Below are 23,668 nucleotides of genomic sequence, written 5' to 3' on the forward strand. Positions count from 1 at the left end.
ATAACCTGGGTAAAAGGAAATTTTCAGGGTTTAGTTTCTATAACAAAACGGTCAATTGCTTATGCATTTGACCGTCACTTTTATTTTCCTTTGGTGCCATTATTTACTTCTTCAGACGAAACCTTTATTTCCAATTCTGCTATAATCTCAGGTGACTTTCCCTGAAGATATCTCACTGCTAAGTTATCTTTAGGTAGGCCCAGAAACAATTCTTCTACTATATAGGTTTCATTGCCGAGATACTCTCGTTTCAACTCAATGCCTTGATGCCAAAAGTCGTCTGCACTTTTTAACATAAGTGGAGAGAGATTTTGATAAAAAGCAAAGCTACTTTGATATTCATACTTAATCACAGTAGAATCTTCTCCTTGCTTAATATCAGTAATCATCATCGATCCACTTTCGCCAAGATCGAGAAGCTGATTCTTTGCTTCAGACAGTCCGACTAAATTCTCCCTAATAACTAAGTCTTCATTGCTCTTATCTTTAAACAGCTGGATCTTCAAGTCTTCTACTTCTTCGTCAAGTGGATCGAATAACAAAGTGGCTTCACTTAATGAATACCAATCGTTATCTTGCTTTATTTGGGTACCAGCCCATCCTGTATTCGTAAGGGGAACTTCTTTTATCACTTTTCCATCCTGAGCAATCAGCCTAATAGATAGCCAGTCGCTCTCTGTATTATTTTGATAGGGAATTTTATGTTGTAAATGGATAGCCGTTGAGATTGGGCTTAAAACTACTTGTTTCAGTGTCAATTCCTCTTTCCCAAAGCTAACTGTTTTATCGAAGGCAACTTTCTTCATTTCAGGTGTCTTCTTAATTGGAACCTCAAATATAAATTTAAAATTCTGTTCCCTTTTTTTATTGATTGTGCCCTTGTATAAAAATTGAGCCTTTAATTCATCCGGCATATCCGATACAGCATAAGTAAATATTGAGTAGCCAATTACCTCATGCTCTGATACTTGTGTGAATTGATTACCCTCAGTTCTACTGCCTTTTAATATACCAACATTAGGAAAGTGTAAATTAATATCACGAGGACTAAAGTCCTTAATCGGGTCTTCTGACTTAATCGAATAACTAATGGATAACCTCATCCCATCATAGACAGCTTCCTGAATTTCCATGCTGATACCATCTTCACTCTGTTGCTGCTGGATATCTTGTTTATCCTCTATAGAAGCTCCTTTCAAGCCTCCATCACCCAAGAATTGAAAGATTGATTCGAAAAAGGGTAATTTTACTAAAGCTAATACCGGGTTGGATGGCATATAAACGGCTGAACCTAACATCATTAGTACAATAACTACTACCGGCAATAATATCTTTTTCTTTATTCCAAAAACATTTCGGCTGCCTCTCTTCTCCTTTAGCTTAGCATATACTTGCAACTGATCTTCTCGATTAAATACTACCTTTTCAAAGAGCTCACTGCTTTGTACTTTTTTATCGTCGTTCAAATATCTTCCCATTCAAATCCCTCCTCTTCTAAAAATTTTTTAAGCCGTTCTCTTCCTCGTGCCAGCCTTGTTTTCACTGTATTCGCTGAAACTTTAAGGATTTCAGATATCTCCTCTACTGAAAAATCCTTATAGTAATATAGAAAAATAACTTCTTTATACTTTGGATTTAATGCTAGAACAATATTTCTCACTCGAGTTTCCCTATCCTTATTCAGTAAATTCTCTTCAGGATTAGATTCTGTCTGTTCCTCTTTTTCCAGTGCTGCAAATGAAAAGATTCTTCTAAAATAACTGCTTTTCAAATAATCTTTACATTGGTTTATTGTAATTCTGTACAGCCATGTTTTTACTGATGATTCCCCTTTGAACTTATGAAGGTTCTGGTAACAGCTAATAAAAGCGGTTTGTACGATATCCTTTGCTTGCGAAGCATCTTTCACATAGGAAAAAGCAAGGGAAGTTAATTCTGTTCCATACTCTATCATAAATTCCTCGATAACAGCATCTATCGTTTTATCCTTTGTTAGTGCATAATAAGATTTGCTTTTCTCTTCTAAGTACAAGTCTTTCCACCCCCTCTTTTTGAATAAATTCGTATTTAGACGACTCACTGCAATATTAGGTTTCATTTTCAAATCAAAAAAGATCCGCGCAGACAAGCACGAATCTCAAAGATGATATAGGTTATTAATTTTTTATTTTATAGTAACATATATTTCTATTTTTCAAATACCCTCTACTATTCTTTTCGTTTCAATGGGGACAAGGTTACTGCCCTTTTTCACCGAAAAAAATTAAGTCGATCAAAAAACGAAGATGTCCAAACAACATCTTCGTTTATCCTTAAATACCTATATTAAATTTATATCCTAATCCACGTATTGACACAATGTAAGGGTAGTCAGTAAATGCAGCTATTTTTTCCCTAAGATGTTTAATATGCACATCCACTGTCCGCTCATTAATAACCTTTTCATTGTTTTTATACATTTCATTAATAATTTGTTCTCTTGATAAGATTTGATCGGGATGGGTCATAAAAAGATAGAGGAGTCGATATTCAAAATTAGTTAAATGAATTTCTTTATCGTGGAATTTAACGATTCCCATTACAGGCTTAATCGTCAGCCCTTTATAGCTAAGTTTGCTGCAGCGGTTCATCGTTCTCCTCAAAACTGTTTCGATTCTTAACAATAGCTCTTCAGGGTTAATGGGCTTCACAACATAATCATCTGCACCCATCCTTAGCCCTTCAATTTTGTCGAAATCAGATCCTCTTGTTGATTGTATGATAATAGGAACATTGTTAGAATTTTGTTGACGAACCCATGTACAAAGATCTAACCCATTTATATCTGGGAGTTCTGTTTCAAGTAAGACGAAACAAGGGTCATACTTTAAGAACTTCATTCTGGCTTCTTGCCCATTCTCTGCTTCGATCAATTCAAAACCATTGTTAGACAAATACCACTTTATTTCAACCCTATTTTCTTCATTACCATCAATTAAAAGGATCGTCTTTCCTCTAAATTTTCCATCATCCATAGCAATCACCACTTTTCTCTTAACAAGTCATACGAATAAATACTATTTTTATAGATACACTATTTGTTTTCATCTTTCTTGCCAGCTAGTGTTTCATATGCTGCATCATCAGGTGCATCTCCATTTGGCCAGTCATGAATTTTATTCGGGAAATCTGGACGATCCATTGAATTAATATAGGCTGCAATATTCATAGCCTGTTCTTCTGTAAGGGATCCTGGCTCATACTCTCCTATTGCTGCTTTTGGCATATATTCTTGAATGTATCCTGCAGCTGTTCGAATTCTAGCCATACCTGCACCAATATTGTAAGAGTCTTCTCCCCAAAGTGCAAGCCCTGTTGCTCCACCAGCGCCATCCTCTCCATGACAACTAATGCATGCTTGCTGATACAGCTCCCTGCCTTCATCAATATCAACCTTTGTTAAATCCCCTTTTGCCCTTTCAAGCTTTGCCCATGGTCGCTCGGTTGTACCATCTGGAACATTCGTTGAAATATAATCATAGTAAGCAACCATCGCTTTCATTTCCTCTCCCTCAGCAGGAAGCGGCTTTCCATTCATACTTCTAATAAAACAGCCGTTAATTCGATCCTCGATGCTCACATCTCGTCCGGCACGCGGATTGTATTGTGGATATGTTTTCGAGATTCCTACTAGATCAAGAGAATCACCCACTCCACCGTTTGCATGACAGCTTGCACAACTTAATGTATTGCCTACATATCCATCCAATACACTGCTCGTTTCATTATGATAGGTTTCTCCTAACTTAATTAATTCTCCCTCTTCTCCTTCGGGAACATCATCCATACTTGGGGGTGCATACGGATGGGCATTCTCTTCTACTTCCTCTACTATGCCTGCTAATTGTGTATCTACAGGTTTTACTTCTACATAAAAATATAGGAAGGTAAAGCCTACAATCATTGTTGCAATAATAATTGTTACAGGTATAAACACTTGATTCTTCACTTTCATGTTCATTCTCCTTTCAAATTAATTCGTATTTACCTTTATTTGATCACTACAAGTAAATTGTCTAAAAGGAGTGTTAAGACTCCGTTAATTTTTCGTGAGCGTTTAGTGAACTTTCATATTTTAAGAAAAAGTTTCATCAATTTATCACTATTGGAACATCGAGGTCCAGCCCGTCATAATTCTGACTATGTTCAAATTAGTCTTTTACAAACTAACTCCTCTCTCCAATAAGTTTCTAATGTATGCCAGCAAATTAATTAGGAGAAATAATATTTCATGTTATAATTACAGAAAATTCACAAAAGGGATGTTGAATATGCAAAAACAATTTGTAGCGATGGGAGATAGTTTAACAGTTGGAGTAGGAGATGAAGTGGAAGGCTTTCCACGATCAAGCTGGGTAGATACCTTTGCGCAAATGCATTCGCCTCCATTTCTAGCTACTAATTTGGCAAAAAGAGGCTTAGTGACGAAAGAAGTCCGTATGACCCAGCTTGAAAAGGCACTAACATTGCAAGCTGACCTTGTCAGTCTAATCACTGGAGCAAATGATATTTTAAAAGAGCAATGGAATCGGAATGAATATAAAAATGAAATGGAACATATGATTGATGCATTAAGCCAAACAGGGGCAACAATCATCATAGGAAACATGCCTGACTTTACTGCTAGATTGCCTATTCCTACCGAAAAAAAGCAAGGACTAAAGGAACAATTATTGGCGGCTAACGAAGTGATTTATTTACTTAATCATGAGTACAAGTTCCATCTGATTGACTTTTGGAATACACCATTAGCACAGGATCCTAGCATTTGGTCTAATGATAGAATTCACCCGAATTCAAGAGGATATCAAGAAATTGCAGCACTGATCTATCATCAGGTGATTGGAGGAAATTGAATAAAAAAGCGACAAGACTTAAAAGTAAGGAGTGTATCGTATGCCCCATGTGAAAGATCTGTTATCCGACCAGTTTCTAGCAAATGCGAACGACCCTAGCTGGTATTTGCCATTTTCAGACTCGGTGAAAAACTTGTCTGAAGAAGATGCATATTGGAAGCCTAACGAAGATTGCAATAGCATTGCTGAAATTGTGCAGCACTTACTTTATTGGAATGAGACGTGGCAAACTAGATATGAACAATCGTATGTTCAAGCTGTACCTGCCTTAGAAAATAATAATGAAAGTTTTGTCCTTTCAGAAACGGAACATTTTACCGTCTTATGCGAAAGACTATTAACTGTGCTTTTGAAATGGCAAGATCTATTAACGGAAGAAAAAGTGGAAACGGATGTTAATGGTTTCCCTGTTAAAGCAAAATGGTGGGAAATACTTGGCAATGCAATGACCCACAATGCCTATCACATCGGACAAATCATATACATTCGGAAGTTACAAAAGAGCTGGTAGTTTCCTACGATTTGGGCCATTCAAAAATAATCCATATGTGTAGAAACATTCTTCTCCCCACAGAAAAAAGCTTGGAAGATACTCCAAGCTTTTTATGCATTTACTCAATCGCAGCTTTAATTTGTTTCGTATAAAAGAAGCGAACGATGAAAAAGTAAATGATTTGTATTAGTAAGAATACACTAAGCACAATGACCGATACTTTTAGCAAATTATAATCAAACATATTCGCCAATGCAGTCAACGCCACCGCTCCATGGATTAGTGCGACAATAATTGGTGCAAAGAAAAGGATCGCCGTTTGTCGGTTTAATACCTTTTTTAATTCTTTTACTGTCAGACCCATTTTCGCAATCGATTTAAACTTTTGCTTGTCTTCATCTAAATCCGTATACAGACGGAAATATAGAAAGCTACCAGCTGAGACGAAAAAGACAATGCCGATAAATAGCCCGACAAATAAAACTGGACCATAGGATTTACTAATTTGATAGACCTGATACTCACCTGAGGTGAATTTATAAACAGGGACTTCATCATATAGCTGTTCGGAAGCTTCTAAAACATGCTCCTCTCCATCTGTTGCTTGCCATGCATAAAAGTCCGCTTCAAATTTTGGAGTAGGAAGTGCAGAGTAATCCTTGTCTGATACAATATAATACGAATCGGTTGCAGGCAGTGCTCTTGAATTAACAATCTTCTCCGTTTTCAATGTTTCACCTGTTTTTAGCTCAATTGGCACATTTATTAATTCCTTTGTCTGTCCAAAGGCAACACCTTCATACTCAACAACAACCGCTTGACCCTCTTGAATCACCATTTCCTTTTCCCCAATCAAACGGGCAAAACGGTTAAAGTCAGATACCTTTGCGATTAAAATATTATCGTCAGCAATTTCATGATAGCTAAGCAACATCTGTTCTGTGTCAGTCATGATTTCTTTTTCGTGTAATACTTCATCTATCATAGTAAGATCTTGCTCTAATGTATCTTGATCATCCGTATATGACTTATAGGTAAATGTATTAGGATTTGCAATCTTGGTTCCCTCTGTTAAAAATACCTGGAAGCCAAATAAAGTTCCAATTGCACTAAAGGCTACCGTTGACACCATCGCTACTAAGAAAAACGTCCTTGCATTATCCTTCATACGAAAAGCAAGATCGGAAAATAGCAGCATATTTGTTTTGCGCCAGAAAACAGTTTCCTTCTTCTTTAACATGCGGATCAAGTAAACACTTAATTGCGTAAATAGCAAATACGTGCCAATCGTAACGACGAGAATGACTGGAAGCATCACAGCTATTACTGCCATCCCTTCTGCTACTAATGCAACAACATAGCCTGCACCAAGCAGCAAAATTGCAATAATTGTTAATAGAAGATTCGCTTTAGGCTCTCCTTTTGATTTCTTATTTCCTTTAATTAAATCATTCAACTTCTTCGTACGGAGCACATAAGAAACAAACAATGAAATAAAGAAAAAGAGCACAATAAACGAACCAAAAGTTAACAGGATTGCCTGAATAGGCAAATAAAAATTTAATTCTTCTCCGATAATTAACACATTTTCGGCTACTAGCAATATACCCTTTGCAAATACCAGTCCAAGCACAATGCCGCTCACCGTTGCAAAAAAGCCAATCAGCATATTTTCTAGAAACACCATTGTACGAATTTGCTTCATTGACATTCCTTGCATCATCAATAAGCCAAACTCTTTTTTACGAGACTGTAAAAAGGAGCTCATTGAATATAAAATGAAGAAAAACGAAAACACATAAATAATTCCTGAAGAAATGTTCATTCCCTGTGTCACGCTATTATTCATCTCATCTCCGCTCAACTCAGGATGAAAAGCAAAGATTGAAAATGTAAAAAAGACCATCACTGTAAACAAGCTGCTTAGGAAGTAAGCGGCATATAATCTTTTATTCCGTGTGACATTATTAAACGCGAATTGGCGAAAGGTCATGTGCATCCCCTCCCAATAAAGAAAGTGTATCGATAATCTTTTGGAAGAAAGCTTGTCGATTATCGCCACAATGAATTTCTGAATAGAATTTTCCATCACGAATAAAGACGACTCGATTGCAGTAGCTTGCTGCTTGCGGATCATGAGTAACAAGCATCATTGTTGTTTGCTCTTTTCGATTAATCGATTCGAGCATTTCCATCACATCTTTTGATGATTTGGAATCAAGGTTTCCAGTTGGTTCGTCAGCCAACAATAGCTTTGGCGTATGAATCATCGCTCTTGCAACAGCCGCTCTTTGCGCCTGCCCACCCGAAATTTCGTACGTGCGCTTTTTCATAATACTAGCAATTCCAAGCTTTTCAGCAATTTCATTTGCCTTCTCTTTCATTTCCTTTACCTTTTTCCCATCTAAGGTTAATGGTAGAACAATATTTTCCTCTACTGTAAGCGTGTGGAGTAAATTAAATTCTTGAAAGACGAACCCTAGCTCTCTTCGGCGAAACTTCGCTAAATCATCCTTTTTTAAGCGATGAGGGTTCTTGCCGTTGATTAAAATTTCACCAGCTGTTGGTTCGTCAATTGTTGCAATCATATTAAGCAAGGTTGTTTTCCCGCTTCCAGACGGACCCATAATTCCGACAAATTCACCTGTTTCAATCGTTAAATCGATATCTGTTAACGCACGGTATGCGATTTTGCCTTCATAAATCTTACTTACTTTTCTCATATTCAGCATTCCTTGATCTCCTTTCAAACGTAACTTCATTTGATCTGTGATTAGTATAACGCTGAATGCCTATCATAAACGATCGATTCTTCTTTCACTTTTCTTACATCGCTGTAAGGTTTTGCGTTTCCGTGAAAATGATTCGAAAGGTGCTCCCTGTACCTACTTTCGAATCTAGTTCGATTCGATGCTCAAGATGGACAAGAACCTCCTTTATTAAATAGAGGCCCATTCCTGTCGATTCCCTAAATTTCCGACCATTTTCTCCAGTAAAAAAGGGATCAAAAATACGCTTTATATCTGTATCTGGGATACCGACACCAAAATCTCTCACTTCCAGAATGGCTTCCTTTCCCTTTTCATAAATGGAAATATCGATGCTGCTGCTTTTTCCTGCTGAATATTTCACCGCATTATTCACAAGCTGTGTGAGCATGAAAAAAAGCCATTTTTCATCTGTTTCTACTGTGATGCCTTCTTTTTCTACTTCCAGCTTTGGATATACTTGATTTCTTATGTAAAAACGTTTGTTTTCCCGATTGACTTCATTTATCACTTTCGCTAAAACAACTGGTTTAATGTGGAAATCCTGTTCGATCGTTCGCAGTCTTGCCATATAAAGAATCGTATTTAATCCTGTTTTCATCCGCTCTGTTTCTTCACGTATATTCGAGGAATCAGGTTCATCCAGGTTTTGTGCGGTGAGTTCAATAACCGATAGCGGTGTTTTCATTTGATGCACCCATTGATCCATGAACTTTAAATGCTCCGCCTGGTTATGTTCTAGTTTTTTTATTTGTTTCTGAAACTGCCGATATTGATCTTTCAATAATTGATCTAATGCTTCTGATATAGGGGTTTGCTCCGTTTTTTGGAACGAATCATCCAAAGTCTCTAATGGATTACTAAGACGCCTATAAAACTTGCGACGACTGTAATAATGGTAGAAAAGGTAACACCCTAGAAAAAAAAGAACAAGGAAAACCCCATAAATGGCTGGACTCATATCATGGTAGCCGTCTAGCCAATAAATTGAGCTGAAAATAACAAATTGCAGTATTTGTACAGCAATTAATAAGGCATGCTCTTTAAGAAATAACTTCACCTCTCCTCCGCTCCAGTCCACGAAACAATTAGACGATACCCAGCGCCTCTCACTGTCTCAACCGCATCTTTAATTCCAAGTTCCTGGAACTTTTTCCTGACCCTTGTGATATTGACATTCAGTGTATTTTCATCAACGTATACATGATCATCCCATAGTTTTTCTAGTAAATCTTCCCGCCCAGCAACACGTGGATAGCGCTCCATTAGACTTTCAATAATATCTGTTTCTTTTTTCGATAATGAAACAAGCTTTTTGTTAAAGGATAATTCCATTCTTTCCGGAAAAAGCTTTAGTCCCTCTTTCTCTAATACCCGTTCTTGCGCCTGCACTGCATATTCCCCATACGCACGGCGAAGTTGACTACGAATCTTAGCCATCACAATTTCCGGATGAAAGGGTTTTGTAATAAAATCATCTCCACCATTTTCCAAAGCCATTACCTGATCCATCTCTCCTGTTCTAGCTGAGATAAAGATCACTGGACAAATGGAGGCCTTTCGAATTTGTCTGCACCAATAATAGCCATCATAGCTTGGGAGGTTAATATCTAGCAAAACTAGATCTGGTGCGTATTCATTAAAATGATCTATTACATGATCAAAATCTGTTACCTTAAAGACATGATAGCCATATTTTTCAATATATGACTGTAAATGCTCTGCGATTTTCGGGTCATCCTCTACGATCATCATTTTCTGCATATTCCTTTTCTCCTTCTTTCAAAACTATTATGTCACAGTGAATACATATGTAATCCTACTAACACATATAGAGCAATAACCCACTGTTTGCTTTCTAGAGACCTATTTGGTAAACCATTCATTCTAACAATTGTTTTAAAAACAACAATTTTTTAGAAAAGAGCCTTATTAATAAAATTCCTTTTAAAAATAACACTCCATATAATCAGCTTTTGCATAGACTACACTTACTATCTTAATAAACTTTTAACAATGTATCATCAACAAAAAAATGGAGCATATGATTCAAATGAATCATATGCTCCATTGTCCCTTCTATACAATTAACTATTCCTCTATTTTAAAACGTTTCACCGTTTCACTTAAATCATTTGCCATATCACTTAATTGAAGAGATGAAGATCCGATCGTCCGAATCGCTGTTACTTGCTCTTCAATGGAAGCATTCATTTCTTGAATCGATGCTGCCGCTTGCTCAGTTACTGCAGATATATTAGAAATCGCCCCTACAACTTGATCTTTATTTTCATTCATTGCATTTACTTCGTTGGCAGCTTCATGAACAGAGGTCATTAACATGCGAATATTTTCATTGATATTCTCAAAAATCGTTTTAGTAGACTCAACTGCTTCATTCTCTAGCTCTTTGCTTTTTTTCGATTGCTTCATTGATTGAATGACTTTGTTTGAGCCTTCTTCCACCTCAATTAATGTAGATTGGACTCTTGTTGTAGCCTTTGCTGTTTGCTCAGCAAGCTTACGCACTTCATCAGCAACAACAGCAAAGCCTTTCCCACTTTCTCCTGCACGGGCTGCTTCAATACTTGCATTTAATGCCAATAAATTCGTTTGATCAGAAATATCGGTAATGGTACCAATGATCTCTTCGATATTTCTTAATTGAGTTAATAGATTATCGATTACTTCTTCCACTGTCAATAATTCATATTGAGACTGCTGTGAAAGAACGGATAATTGTTCGATTGCTTCAGTGCCCTGATCCACTAATTTTTCAGCGGCTACTGACTTTTGATTCATTGTTTCCATTTTTCCATTCACATTAAGAAGCTGGCTTGCAAAGGAAACCGTTAGTGCTTTTGTGTGTTCTGCATCTTCTGCCTGCTGCTCGGTGCCTTTTGCAATATCTTCAATCGCCTTTTTAACTTCACTGCTTGAGGCAATCGTTTCCTCCGTAACAGCACTTAAACTATCAACAGAGGAGGAAGTTTCAGTCGCAGAAAGTTTAATAGAAGAAACCATAGACCTAAGCTGTTCAATCATTTGATTAAAACTTCTTGTGAGCATACCAATTTCATCTCTGCCTTTTGACTGAATATTAATGCTTAGATTTCCATTTGCTACCTCTTCTGCTTTTTCATGCAACATTATAATTGGCTTAGCAATTTTTGCAGACACAAAGATGATGATAGCACAAGCAACTGCTACACCAATTAACCCAAGTATTAAGCTAATATTACGTACATTTGCCGCCATTGCATACAAATTCCTTTCTTCATATGCAACGCCAAGCTTCCAGCCCAATTCATCCAGTGTTGTATAGTAAAGTTTTCTATCTACTCCATCTTGTTTATAAGAAATAAATTGTGAGATTGCCTCTTGTTCATATACCTTTTTAACAACATCAATATCCTTTACGTATTCTCCTTTTAAGGTAGGATGTGCAAGGGCAAAGCCTGTTTTGTCAAATAGAAATGCATACCCTTCATTCCCTACTCCACTCTGATTAACAATATTTTCTATAACGGAGAGATTAAAGTTTAAAGCTATAACACCTATTATTTCACCTGAGTCTTCAGCTTGAAACGCCTTTACAGCAGTGATAACAAATTCTCCATCTTCATCATTTTTATACGGTTCAGTCCACAATACTTTACTTGGATCCTCAAGAGCCAACTTATACCAAGACGTTTCTGTAGGGTCATAATCCTTCCCCAAATCAGGCATTGGAGTGGAGTAAATTCGCTTATCCTTTGTCCCAAAATAAATAGAAGTCACTTCAGGTGTATTAGCTAAATAATTTTCAAATTCGCGATTAAATGCTTCCCACCTCACTGGATCATCCTTAAGAACAATATGGATTAGGTGTTCATTTTGACTATAGATTTTTAATGTATCTGTGAAATTTCTTAACCCTGTGACTACATCGTTTTCTAAATTCTCGGTTGTTTGTTTCCCTTGCTCCAATGCCGATTCTACTACATCCTTTTTTATGATAATATTTGAAACAAGTTGTGTTGAGAATAAGATGATTGCGAGAAGAATCACAAAGGTTAGTACCAATTTCCATTTTAACTTATTAAACATACTTTCCCCCCATTGTACTATATAAAGAAGTTCATTAACTGGAACTTTTCTTCCAATACTTTAGTGCTTATTCATTTAATCATGGATAAATCAGCTCTTCAATCTACAATATTTTCCAAGCTATACAAATAGATCCATAGACAAAGGGATATCTAAACTGGAAGAACTCTTCCTTTTAATAAAGGAAGGCTACAGCCTGCGATTTTATAATTTCCTGACCATAAAAAAAGATGCCCAATATATTGGACATCTTTCACAATGATTAATTGCTTACACTTTATATAGCCTTGCCTCATATGGAGCAAGCTTGATTGTTGCTGTTTCCATATGATCTTCCACTTCATGATTAGCCAGCAATAAATTAATACTTTTATAATTAATCCCATCTACCTGATCCACTATCACAGACTTTTCCGCTAAGTTACACAAAACAATCACTCGCTCCTGCCCCAATGTACGAGTATACGCATAGAGTGCAGGGTGTTCTTCCAACACTAAATCATATGCTCCATAAACAAAAACCTCGTTCGATTTACGTAATTGAACCATTTTTTTATAAAAGTTGAATACAGATTGTGGATCCTTTTTCTGTGCCTCCACATTAATCTCCGTATAATTCGGGTTCACCCCAAGCCATGGTTTACCTTTTGTAAACCCAGCATTTTCTTCTGCTGACCATTGCATCGGTGTTCTAGAGTTATCCCTGCTTGTTTGGCTAATAATAGCCATTACATGTTCCGGAGATTCACCTTGCTGTACTCGATGATTATACAAATTTCTAGTTGCGACGTCATTATAATCTTCTATCGATGAAAACGTCACATTCGTCATTCCTAATTCCTGTCCTTGGTAAATAAACGGGGTCCCTTGCATAAAGAAGTACATCATTGCTAATGATGTTGCACTTTCCCGCCAGAGTTCTCCATCATTTCCCCAAGTAGAAACAGAGCGTGCCTTATCATGATTTTCGATAAATAAAGCATTCCATCCGATTCCTTCTAGAGCCTTCTGCCACTTTGTTAACACTTGTTTAAGCTCTAGAATATCGAGTTTTTTCTTCACTTCCGCATCCCATAGGCTTAAATGCTCAAATTGAAAAATTAAATTAAATTTCCCTTCTGTCCAATCAACCCATTCATGAATATCTTCAATGCCAACACCATTGGCTTCTCCAACCGTCATAATGTCATATTTCGCAAAGGTTTCTTGCTTTAATTCCTCAAGAAAGGCCATAATGCCAGGAACATTCATATACTTCTCCCATGCAGGAACATAAGGAAGATGATCTGGATTTGGCATGTCCGTAAATGCTTTGTCCTTTTTTATATGACTGATCGCATCCACTCGGAATCCATTAACTCCTTTATCAAGCCACCACTTGATCATTGTAAATAATGCCTTTCTTACATCTTCGTTCTCCCAATTTAAATCAGGCTGTTTTTTGGAAAATAAGTGTAAATAGTATTGCTCCGTTTCCTGATCAAGCTCCCATGCTGATCCATTGAAAATACTTCCCCAGTTATTTGGTTCTTTTCCATTTTCGCCATCTCTCCAAATATACCAATCCCGTTTCTCAGATGTCTTTGAAGCTCTTGATTCAATGAACCAAGGATGCTCATCACTCGTATGATTGATGACTAAATCAATGATCATCTTCATGCCGCGCCCGTGTACCTCATCAAGAAGCTGGTCAAAATCCGCCATTGTACCAAAATCCGCCATAATTTCTTGATAATCACTAATATCATAGCCATTATCATCATTAGGTGATTGATAAACTGGACAGATCCAAATGACATCGATCCCTAAATCTTGGAGGTAGTCTAATCGTGAAATTAGTCCCTGCAAGTCTCCAATTCCATCATTATTTGAATCTTGAAAGCTTCGGGGGTACACTTGATAAACAACTGATTCTTTCCACCATATTTTCTTCATGATATCCCTCATTTATCTGTCTACTCTATTTGTCTTATTCTATAAGCCTTCTGCATGATTCTCTTTCAATTAGAGTCGTTGGTACATAGTGATGCTTAACCTCAACCTCAGGATCAAGCATTTGTTCTAATAGATAGTTCGTCGCTTCCAAGCCCAGCTCAAATATTGAAATATCAACAGTTGTTAAAGGAGGCTTTACATAAGCAGATAAAGCATGATTATTGAAGCTTACGATCGAAACATCCTCAGGTACTCGAATGGATAGCTCCTCTAAATAACGAATCACCTCATATGCAACTAGGTCATCATGGGCGACAATGGCAGTCGGTCGGGTGTTTTGCTTCATCAACTCATGGATTCCGCTCTTGCCCTTTGTTTTAAATACATGATCATGAATAAAATACGCATCTGAATAAGGAAAACCCGCTTCACTTATTGCTTTTTGATACCCATCTAAACGATCAGATGAAACGACATAATCAAGATTCCCACCAATAAAGGCAATCTGCTTATGTCCCAATTTATAGAGATAATTGACCAAATCATTGGCAATCTTTTTATTATCATTATCAATGTATGTGATTTCATTTTCCGAGTGATAGGGGCGACCTACCATCGTAAATGGAAATCCCGATTCCTTTAAATAATTCATTGTTCGATCATTTACACGGGAATATAGAAGAATGATTCCATCTACCTTTCTTCCTTGCACCATTGCCATTACTTCTTGATAAATTTCTTCCTCCGTCCCGCCAGTAGATAAATAGATCCCATATTGCCTAGCATGAGCACTCGTACAAATACCGCGAATGACTTCTGGAAAAAAGGGATTTTGGAAGGCAAGTGAAGTAGAATGCGCCATAATCACACCAATTGTTTTCGTGCTTTTCGCCGCCAAGTTTCTTGCTTGGAAATTTGGATGATAGTCTAAGCGCGCCATCACTTCCCTAACTTTACGCTTTGTTTGTTCACTAATTCTTGGACTATCAGCAATTACACGGGAAACAGTTGACGGGGAAACATTTGCTTCCTTTGCAACATCAATTATCGTAACAGTCATTGGAATCCCCCCCTTTTCCCCATTTTACTTTACTGCTCCATCTGATACACCTTTTATTATCTCTCTTTGTGCAAAGAAATACAGAACAATCACTGGGATGATGGCTAATGTTAAACCGGCCAATGCTAGATGCCATTGTTTCGTATATTCTCCAAAGAAAAAGAACATCTTTAACGGAATTGTTTCCATTCCCTGCTGATTAATCACAAGCGACGGAAGCAAGTAATCATTCCAAATCCAGATCGTATTTAGAATAGCTACTGTTACTGTAATTGGTTTTAGCATCGGAAAGATAATATACCAAAACACCTGAAATTTATTCGCTCCATCGATAATAGCTGCCTCATCCAACGTTTTCGGAATCGAGTTCAGTGCGCCATGGTATAAAAAGATCGATAGACTTGCCCCAAACCCTAAATACATAAAAATTAAACCACCACGATTTAACATATCAAACTTTCCAAAAATCGTGATTAACGGAATCATAACCGATTGAAAGGGGATCAGCATCGCAGCAACAAAAACGAAAAAAATAAAGGTGCTAAATTTACTTTTCACCCTTGATAGGGCATAAGCTGCCATTGATGAAAAAAGAATGATTATTACAACACTAACGACTGTAATAAATACCGAATTTGCAAACGTCTTTAAAAAATCTAATTCCATAAACGCCTGTACATAGTTATCAAAAGTCACCTTGCTCGGCGGACTTAATGTGTCCTCAAATATTTCACGCTTTGTTTTCAATGAGTTGACAATCATTAAATAGAACGGCGCTAACCAAAGTAGAGCCAAAAAGATCCCAAGGACCTCAAGTGGAATTAAATACGGCTTTCGCATCACATTTCCACCTCACGTTTCTTAGACAGATACACTTGAAGCAAAGCAATAACCGCTACAATGATGAAGAAGATTACAGCCTTCGCTTGTCCATAGGCCATTTCATAGCGGCCAAAAGCAGTATTAAAAATTTCCATTGCGACCATTTGTGTAGAGTTATAAGGACCTCCACCTGTTAATGATAGGTTTTGATCATATAGCTTAAATGTATTTGATAATGTTAAAAACATACTTACTGTAAATGCGGGTGCAACGAGCGGAAAGACAATATGACGAAACCGCTGAAATGCATTTGCACCATCGATTTCAGCTGCTTCAATTAATTCACTCGATACGCCTTCAAGATAGGCAATATAAATAACCATGATATATCCAGACATTTGCCAGCTCATAAGAATAACAAGTCCCCAAAAACCTGTATTCGGTGTCGATAGCCAGCCCTTTAAGCTTTCTATTCCTACAAGTGAGCCAAATCCTGCAAATGCTTTCGTGAAAATAAATTGCCAGATAAACCCAAGGATAAGTCCACCAATTAAGTTCGGCATGAAGAAGATTGTCCGTAATGCTTTATTTGTTTTTAATTTAGCTGTTACGAGTAATGCAAGTGACAGCCCAATAAGATTAATTAGAATAATAGACACTATGGAAAACTTGATCGTGAACCAAAGAGAATCTAGAAATCTTTTATCTTGAAATAGTGCTTTATAATGATCAAACCCAACAAAGCCTTTCGTCTGAATTCCATTCCAATCTGTGAAGGAATAATAAACACCAAGAAGCAAAGGTGCGATTACTACTAATACTAATGCTGCTAATACAGGCATTAGAAAAAGCCAATAAGTAAGATCTTGTTTTCGCATTTAGTCACCTCTTTCTATCGCGAAAGACATTGATTCCAGATTAACAAACCGCCACTTTTCCCATTACGTATAGAATCAAACATGATTAGGTAAAAAACAGGCATACTAGCTTGCTGGCCAACCATATTTATTTAATCAAATGATTCAATGCACGCACTTTTAGAAAAGAGCCTTTTCATAAAACAAAGTAGCACAAGGGCTACTTTGTTTTAAATTTTCACATGTACGACGATTAACGTGAAGACCCCCAAACCTTTTTCGTTGTATTGATTACATCATCCCAACTCGCTTCATCACTTAAATACCTTTGAATCTCAACACCTAATTCATTTTCTCCCCATCCTGTTGGATAGCCCATAAATGTCCAGCCAATTGTTTTCCCTTTTTCTGAATACTCATATACATCCTTAGAGAGCGGATCAGCTATTTTCGTAGAATCATATCCTTCATATGCCGGAATAAAATTAAAATCACTTACGACTGTTTCTTTGCCAGTCTCCGAAGTGTATAACCAATCTAGGAATTCTTTCGCTTCTTTGACAACGGCTTCATCAGCATTGCTATTTACACCCCAATACATCGGAATTCCTACTGGAATACGGTCCCCTTCATACCCTTCTACAGGAATAGGCAAAATGCCAATGCCATTTTGCGCAAATTCTTCATCAATACTAGCAATTGAGCCATAGACCCAGTTACCTTGTTGAATGATCGCAACCTTTTGTAAAGAGAACAGCTCTTCAACTTGCTGTGAATAATCAAGACTTACTGTAGGTTGAACAGAATAGTCATTTTGAAGATCGAGTATTTTTTTGAATGCCTCTCCATATTGGAACTCAACTTCTTTTGCACTAAAAGCCTTTAAGACATTATTATCAAATTCAGGAGCTAGGAATGTATTTGATAAATGCAAGCCTGTTACCCATTTTTCCTTTCCTGGTAATGCAAAGACAGCCTCAAGCCCTAATTCACCTTTTTTACTGTCTAACTCTTTTACCGCCGTTTCTAATGATGCATAGTCTACAATCGATGCTGGATCAATCCCAGCTTCTGCAAATACATTTTTGTTATAGATGAAACCATATCCTTCCTGATTGTATGGAAGGCCTAATACTTCACCATCGACTGTAACTCCATCAAGTGTTCCCTCTAATGCCACATCAGCTGCTGCAGTATCAGATAGATCAGCTAATTTATCTTTCCAATCTTCTACATCCTGCGGTCCACCAATATTATAGATTGCTGGTTCATTTCCTGAAGCAAATTTAGAACGGAGGGCTGCACCGTAATCTTCGCCACCGCCAACAGTTGTAATATTTATCTTTACATTTTCATGCTCTTTTTCATATGCCTTTGCAACCTCTTCAAACTGATCTTTAAACTCTACCTTAAATTGAAAAATATCTAGGGATACCTGTTCACCTTTTGGCTTTGATTCTGATGTACTCCATTCATCTGAGCTACACCCTGTTAAAATGCCAGCTAATCCTAAAGAAACCGCGAATAATCCTGCACGCCATTTACTTTTCATTTTCTCTCCCCCACCTTTTATTATTTTGCGAAAACGTTTGCACAAATGACTAAAAAGAACGGCAAAGCTTGTGAAAGCGTTTGCACAATTATAATCTGAATTTATCCTACCACATCTTCTAGGCGATAACAACTAATTTATTTAAAATTCTGTTTATTATCCAGAAAAATATTTGCTTGCTACAAATGAAAGATTCATAGGCAATACACCTTCTCGATTTTATTAAATTAAGAGCATAGCTGCCCCGAGCATCCCGGCTTCATTTCCAAAACTAGCTCGCTTCACTTCAAGAGGTTTTAATTTAAGTGGTTCTATCTTTTCTAAAAACAGCTCCCACCAATCTTCTGCTGATTCCGAAACCCCGCCTCCAATAACAACACAGTCCATATCCAATATTGCTTGTAAATTTGAAATGATAATGGCAAAATCAGAAAGAAATTGTTCTTGAATAGCCTTTGCAACAATATGACCATTAGCAGCCATTTTAAATAATTGATGAGGTAGAATCCATTCACCTGTTTCTGAATCAAGAAGATTATTTTCCTTAATAATCCTTCTTAGTGCTGAACCTGATACATATTGTTCACTGCATCCCTTTCTCCCACAACTACAAAGCTGGCCATGCGGATACAGGATCAAATGTCCTACTTCTCCAGCACCCCCATGAGTGCCATTCACGATTTGTCCGTCAAAAATAATTCCCCCACCTAGTCCAGTTCCAACGGTCAAACAGATCACTCTTCGAAAGTTCTTTGCTTCCCCTAATCTTGCTTCTGCAAGAGCAGCACAGTTTGCATCATTATTTATTTCCACTTGGAGACCTGTCGCTGCTTGTAATTGCGCTTTTACAGAAGTTCCCTGCCAACCTTCTAATTCCTTTTCAAAGGTAATAACCCCTGTTTCAGCATCGACCATTCCCCTTGTGCCAATGCCAATACCTGTCAGATTCGGGTAAACTCTTTTCAGTTCGAGTATCTGTTCTTCTAAATAAGGATATAACGGCAACTTTGTAGGGACTGTTAGATCCTTTACGACCTTCCCATTTTCATTAACCACTCCAAAGCGTATTTTTGTTCCTCCAATATCCACACCTAGAATTTGCTTCAACCTACTTCCTCCTCTCAAATGCAAACACAAATGCCTCATACGGTCGCACCTTTATTACGCCCTCGTCCGTTTTCGGTCTTTCATAGTTTGAGATAATCAATTTTCCTTCCTGATATGGAGCCTCCAAGAGATTCCATTCTATCTGTTCTGTTCGCTTAGAAAAATTTGTTACAACTAACCATTCCGCTTCCTCCGTTCGCCTTTTATAGACAAAAAGATATGGATGATCAGGCAATAATAAGTGAAAGCTGCCATATGTGAGTATGTCATGCTCTTTTCTTAATCGAATCAATTTTTGGTACGTATAAAAAATGGATGAGGAATCTGCAAGTGCTTGCTCAGCATTTACTTCTAAATAATTCGGATTCATTTGAATCCAAGGAATTCCTTCCGTAAATCCACCAGCTTTTGTCCATTGCATTGGCGTTCGAGCATTATCCCGACCTTTTGCATAAATGCACGCCATAATTTCATCATGATGAATACCTTGCTGACGCTTTTCTTTATACATATTAATTGTCTCAATATCGCGGTAATTCTCTATTGAATCAAACTTGACATTGGTCATTCCAAACTCCTCCCCTTGATAAATATAGGGGGTGCCTTGAAGCATATGCAGACAAATTGCTAGCATTTTAGCTGATTCTACTCGATATAATTCACTATCACCAAAACGTGAAACGATTCGTGGCTGATCATGATTATTCCAATAAAGGCTATTCCATCCCGTTTGATGGAGTGCTTGCTGCCACTTCTCAAAGTTTCTCTTTAATTCTACCAAATTTAAAGGCTTTACATCCCACTTTTCGAAGGGGCCACTATCTAAATTCATATGCTCAAAAGTAAAGATCATATCCACTTCTTGATTTTTCGGATTTGTATAGATTTTTGCATCCTCTGGTCCAGCTCCAGGCATTTCCCCTACTGTCAATGCATCATAATGACGCAGTACCTTTTCATTCATTTCACGGAGATAAGTATGGACCTTTGGGCCATTCATATAATAGGGGCTCCCATCTCCATATAGTTGATTAGGGTGAACGATACCATCTCTAAAATTCAAATCTTTTGAAATGAAATTTATTACATCCATACGAAAGCCACTGATTCCTTTATCCAGCCAAAACTTCATCATATCGTATAGATCATTTCTCAAAGGTACATGTTCCCAATTTAAATCTGGCTGTTTTTTTGAAAATAAGTGTAGGTAATATGAATTTGTTTTCTCATCTTTTTCCCATGCAGACCCAGAGAAAATAGAGCCCCAATTATTTGGTGGCTGTTCCTTATTTCCTTCACGCCAAATATAATAATCCCGATAGTTCGATGTTTTAGCGGATCGTGATTCAACAAACCATGGATGTTCATCAGAAGTATGATTAATAACGAGATCCATGACAATTTTAATCCCTCTTTTTTTCCCTTCTGCTATGAGTGTTTCAAAATCATTCATCGTTCCAAATTCCTGCATGATCGCTTGATAATTTCGAATATCATAGCCATTATCATCATTAGGCGAGTCATAGATTGGACTTAGCCAAATCACCTCTACGCCTAGGTGCACCAAATAATCCAATTTAGAAAGAATTCCCTGTAAGTCTCCGATTCCATCTCCATTTGAGTCCATAAAGCTACGCGGATAAATTTGATAAATAACACTTCGCTTCCACCATGGTTCTGCTATTGGATCCATTGTTTGCCACCGCCTATTAACATGTAATAGAGTTATTTTAATATTTAAACAATGATTATGCAAGCGTTTGCACATTAGAATAGATGAGAATAAAACTTAGAAACCTTTCGAAAAGAATAAAGTGAGAGCAACCCACTGCTCTCACTACGTATTATTTATTTGCTTTTAGAAAATTCGATTATACGATTCATTGCTTGAAGCTGGCCTAAATGAATCGATTCGTGGAATAATGAAAAATTGCTTAGCTCACCGAATGTTTCCTGGCCTAAAAATGGTTTTTCTAACTTTTCTTTAAAGCTTTCAACTGGAATTTCCTTCATCCGTTTTAATTGACCTTGCAGCTGTTCTGTTAGTTCTGAAACCGATGGAACATCTCCTTGCCAGTCTGAAGGCTTCGTTCCTGTAGCAAATAGCTCCATATAATTAGAAGGAAGTGCAGTAGATTGTTTTGGATACCCAAACATAAATTGCTCTGCTGTTGTTAACACATGTCCAATATGCCAACGAATCGTATTATTAAAACCTGCTGGCTGTACATCAGCTATTTCCTCATTTAATGCAGCGATATTCTTTAAAAAGAAACCCCTCGTCAACTCCATATTTTTCAATAATAGTTCACTCATTTTTAATAGCCTCCTTTTTAATTATACATGTACTATTGTATATCAATTTCACCTAATACTTAAAGTTAGCTGTTTTTAAATCAAATAATAGGTCGGTTGATTCGGAGCAGAAAGTACGATGCTATAGTATTTCCTACATGATACTTGCAACAACTTAAACTTAAGCATTAGAATGAGCGATGACGAGGATCGAGCAGATTCCCCCACTGAAAAGGAGCATTAGTGAGCTAAATTCAACATTTACGAAAACAGACTAAATAGTAAATGTTCATTATTTTTTCATACTTTCACTGTATAATTTTGGTTAAAATAATTAAGAGAACACTTGAAAGGAAGGAAATTATGTTTTTAAAAGAGAGAAAGGAACCAGTGGAATTACTCATTCTGCGATCATTAAACAATCGAATGAATCTAACAGCGAATGAACAGCAGCAATATTCGAATATAAAGAAAGGATATGAAGGAGAAGTCCATTTTGACTCAGTAATAACCCGTCTAAGCAGTAACATCCTTATATTGAATGACCTGCTCCTCGAAAGTAATCATTCCATTTTTCAGATTGACTCCTTACTTATTACGCAAGATCTGATTATCCCGTGTGAAATAAAGAACCATGAAGGCAATTACTATTATCAGAATGAGAATTTCTATGCATGCACGACAAATAGAGAAATCACCAATCCCTTACATCAGTTAAATCGAATCGAAACCTTGCTTACCCATTTCCTTCATAAGCATGGATTTAAACTACCAATTAAAGGCTATCTCCACTTCATTCATCCTGAATTTTTCTTATACCAAGCCCCTAAAAATGAGAAAGTCATCTTTTATCCGCAACTAAATCATTTTCTAAAAAATATAGACAGACAACTTGCCAACTTAACTAAACGTCATGATCAACTTGCAAACCTATTACTGGATGCACATATCAAAAAATCTCCTATTTCCACCCGTTTGCCCTCCTATCAATATGACAATCTTAAGAAAGGGATTCATTGTAATGTCTGTCACTCTTTCCAAATGACCATTTTGAATAGAAAAATCATTTGTGAACAGTGCGGAAATCTAGAAAACACACATGCTGCGGTCTTACGAAGTGTGGAGGAATTAAAGCTCCTATTCCCCAACATGAAGATTACTGTGGCCACTATTTTTGATTGGTGTCAGTTCATAGTTGCAAAAAAAGTGATATCAAAAGTTTTGAATAAAAATTACAAAATTAGTGGCTTTGGTCAGTGGGCCTATTATGAATGAATAGTAAGAAGTGCGGAAACTTCCAATGCTATTCTTCTATTCTTGTATGTCTATTTTATTTATTGGAGATACGTAGATTCACTTTTTCGTTTGTTTGGGTTTCTATTAACCTGGTTGAAGACTCGTTCGTTCGGGGTTCTATCAACCCTATTGAGGACTCTTCCGCCTGTTTTTTCGTTCGTTCGGGGTTCTATCAACCCTATTGAGGACTCTTCCGCCTGTTTTTTCGTTCGTTCGGGGTTCTATCTGCTCTATTGAGGACTCTTTCGCTCGTTTTTTCGTTCGTTCGGGGTTCTATCTGCACTATTGAGGACTCTTTCGCTCGTTTTTTCGTTCATTCGGGGTTCTATCACCCTATTGAGGACTCTTCCGCCTGTTTTTTCGTTCGTTCGGGGTTCTATCTGCTCTATTGAGGACTCTTTCATAGTCAAGTCCACAATATTGTGTAAAAATGATTTACAATGTTTTATCTTATTGATCTTACTTTGGGTTATGGCTGAATTTTGTAAGGAAAAAGGGG

At 37.1% G+C, this 23,668-nt stretch carries 20 protein-coding genes; 3 read left to right on the forward strand and 17 right to left on the reverse strand.

Annotation, left to right across the window (positions count from 1 at the left end; all coding sequences use genetic code 11):
* Positions 1 to 80: 80 nt before the first annotated feature.
* From J2Z40_RS16340 to J2Z40_RS16355, 4 genes are all read right to left on the reverse strand, one after another.
* Positions 81 to 1,478, reverse strand: a complete 1,398-nt coding sequence (locus J2Z40_RS16340) for a DUF4179 domain-containing protein (protein ID WP_066400128.1) — start codon at positions 1,476 to 1,478, stop codon at positions 81 to 83.
* Positions 1,463 to 2,032 carry a sigma-70 family RNA polymerase sigma factor gene (locus J2Z40_RS16345; RefSeq protein WP_083954045.1) on the reverse strand — a complete coding sequence of 190 codons (570 nt, stop codon included), beginning with the start codon at positions 2,030 to 2,032 and terminating at the stop codon, positions 1,463 to 1,465. Before J2Z40_RS16345 ends, J2Z40_RS16340 begins: the two co-directional genes overlap by 16 nt.
* A gap of 280 nt (positions 2,033 to 2,312) precedes the next feature.
* On the reverse strand, positions 2,313 to 3,014 hold the full coding sequence (locus tag J2Z40_RS16350) for a response regulator transcription factor (protein ID WP_066400125.1): 702 nt from the start codon (positions 3,012 to 3,014) through the stop codon (positions 2,313 to 2,315).
* Positions 3,015 to 3,073: 59 nt separating this feature from the next.
* Positions 3,074 to 3,994, reverse strand: a complete 921-nt coding sequence (locus tag J2Z40_RS16355) for a c-type cytochrome (protein WP_066400123.1) — start codon at positions 3,992 to 3,994, stop codon at positions 3,074 to 3,076.
* Positions 3,995 to 4,310: 316 nt separating this feature from the next.
* Here J2Z40_RS16355 and J2Z40_RS16360 point away from each other — a divergent pair, with 316 nt between their 5' ends.
* Both J2Z40_RS16360 and J2Z40_RS16365 read left to right on the forward strand, forming a co-directional pair.
* Positions 4,311 to 4,895, forward strand: coding sequence for an SGNH/GDSL hydrolase family protein (locus J2Z40_RS16360; RefSeq protein WP_066400121.1), 585 nt, complete (start codon positions 4,311 to 4,313; stop codon positions 4,893 to 4,895).
* A gap of 40 nt (positions 4,896 to 4,935) precedes the next feature.
* Positions 4,936 to 5,406 (forward strand): DinB family protein, encoded by a 471-nt coding sequence (locus J2Z40_RS16365; protein WP_066400119.1) that lies wholly within the window; start codon positions 4,936 to 4,938, stop codon positions 5,404 to 5,406.
* A 100-nt stretch (positions 5,407 to 5,506) separates the two neighbouring features.
* On the opposite strand, the gene J2Z40_RS16370 is transcribed toward J2Z40_RS16365, so the two are convergent.
* From J2Z40_RS16370 to J2Z40_RS16430, 13 genes are all read right to left on the reverse strand, one after another.
* On the reverse strand, positions 5,507 to 7,381 hold the full coding sequence (locus J2Z40_RS16370) for an ABC transporter permease (protein ID WP_066400110.1): 1,875 nt from the start codon (positions 7,379 to 7,381) through the stop codon (positions 5,507 to 5,509).
* Positions 7,356 to 8,120, reverse strand: coding sequence for an ABC transporter ATP-binding protein (locus J2Z40_RS16375; RefSeq protein WP_066400109.1), 765 nt, complete (start codon positions 8,118 to 8,120; stop codon positions 7,356 to 7,358). Before J2Z40_RS16375 ends, J2Z40_RS16370 begins: the two co-directional genes overlap by 26 nt.
* A 94-nt stretch (positions 8,121 to 8,214) precedes the next feature.
* Complete coding sequence (locus tag J2Z40_RS16380) at positions 8,215 to 9,216, reverse strand: ATP-binding protein (protein ID WP_066400106.1); 1,002 nt, start codon at positions 9,214 to 9,216, stop codon at positions 8,215 to 8,217.
* The gene (locus J2Z40_RS16385; RefSeq protein ID WP_066400103.1) at positions 9,213 to 9,920 is read right to left on the reverse strand and encodes a response regulator transcription factor; all 708 of its coding nucleotides are present in this window, start codon (positions 9,918 to 9,920) and stop codon (positions 9,213 to 9,215) included. The genes J2Z40_RS16380 and J2Z40_RS16385 overlap by 4 nt, the downstream gene beginning before the upstream one ends.
* A gap of 327 nt (positions 9,921 to 10,247) precedes the next feature.
* Complete coding sequence (locus J2Z40_RS16390; RefSeq protein ID WP_066400101.1) at positions 10,248 to 12,245, reverse strand: methyl-accepting chemotaxis protein; 1,998 nt, start codon at positions 12,243 to 12,245, stop codon at positions 10,248 to 10,250.
* A gap of 270 nt (positions 12,246 to 12,515) precedes the next feature.
* Positions 12,516 to 14,180 carry a glycoside hydrolase family 13 protein gene (locus tag J2Z40_RS16395; RefSeq protein WP_066400098.1) on the reverse strand — a complete coding sequence of 555 codons (1,665 nt, stop codon included), beginning with the start codon at positions 14,178 to 14,180 and terminating at the stop codon, positions 12,516 to 12,518.
* A 34-nt stretch (positions 14,181 to 14,214) separates the two neighbouring features.
* Positions 14,215 to 15,240, reverse strand: coding sequence for a LacI family DNA-binding transcriptional regulator (locus J2Z40_RS16400; RefSeq protein ID WP_066400096.1), 1,026 nt, complete (start codon positions 15,238 to 15,240; stop codon positions 14,215 to 14,217).
* Positions 15,241 to 15,264: 24 nt separating this feature from the next.
* Positions 15,265 to 16,080: a carbohydrate ABC transporter permease gene (locus tag J2Z40_RS16405; protein ID WP_066400094.1), complete on the reverse strand. Its 816-nt coding sequence runs from the start codon at positions 16,078 to 16,080 to the stop codon at positions 15,265 to 15,267.
* Entirely contained in the window at positions 16,080 to 16,940 is an 861-nt protein-coding gene (locus tag J2Z40_RS16410; RefSeq protein WP_066400092.1) for a carbohydrate ABC transporter permease, read from the reverse strand. Before J2Z40_RS16410 ends, J2Z40_RS16405 begins: the two co-directional genes overlap by 1 nt.
* A 232-nt stretch (positions 16,941 to 17,172) precedes the next feature.
* Entirely contained in the window at positions 17,173 to 18,471 is a 1,299-nt protein-coding gene (locus J2Z40_RS16415; protein ID WP_066400089.1) for an ABC transporter substrate-binding protein, read from the reverse strand.
* 222 nt (positions 18,472 to 18,693) lie between these two features.
* The gene (locus J2Z40_RS16420; RefSeq protein WP_066400087.1) at positions 18,694 to 19,578 is read right to left on the reverse strand and encodes an ROK family protein; all 885 of its coding nucleotides are present in this window, start codon (positions 19,576 to 19,578) and stop codon (positions 18,694 to 18,696) included.
* 1 nt (position 19,579) lies between these two features.
* A complete protein-coding gene (locus tag J2Z40_RS16425) occupies positions 19,580 to 21,271 on the reverse strand; it encodes a glycoside hydrolase family 13 protein (RefSeq protein ID WP_066400085.1) in 1,692 nt (563 codons plus the stop codon).
* A 155-nt stretch (positions 21,272 to 21,426) separates the two neighbouring features.
* Positions 21,427 to 21,894: a DinB family protein gene (locus tag J2Z40_RS16430; protein WP_066400077.1), complete on the reverse strand. Its 468-nt coding sequence runs from the start codon at positions 21,892 to 21,894 to the stop codon at positions 21,427 to 21,429.
* 342 nt (positions 21,895 to 22,236) lie between these two features.
* On the opposite strand from J2Z40_RS16430, the gene J2Z40_RS16435 reads away from it, so the two are divergent.
* Positions 22,237 to 23,148: a nuclease-related domain-containing protein gene (locus J2Z40_RS16435; protein ID WP_066400076.1), complete on the forward strand. Its 912-nt coding sequence runs from the start codon at positions 22,237 to 22,239 to the stop codon at positions 23,146 to 23,148.
* Positions 23,149 to 23,668: the final 520 nt, after the last annotated feature.

This window comes from Cytobacillus eiseniae (assembly GCF_017874625.1).
Classification (GTDB): domain Bacteria; phylum Bacillota; class Bacilli; order Bacillales; family Cytobacillaceae; genus Cytobacillus; species Cytobacillus eiseniae.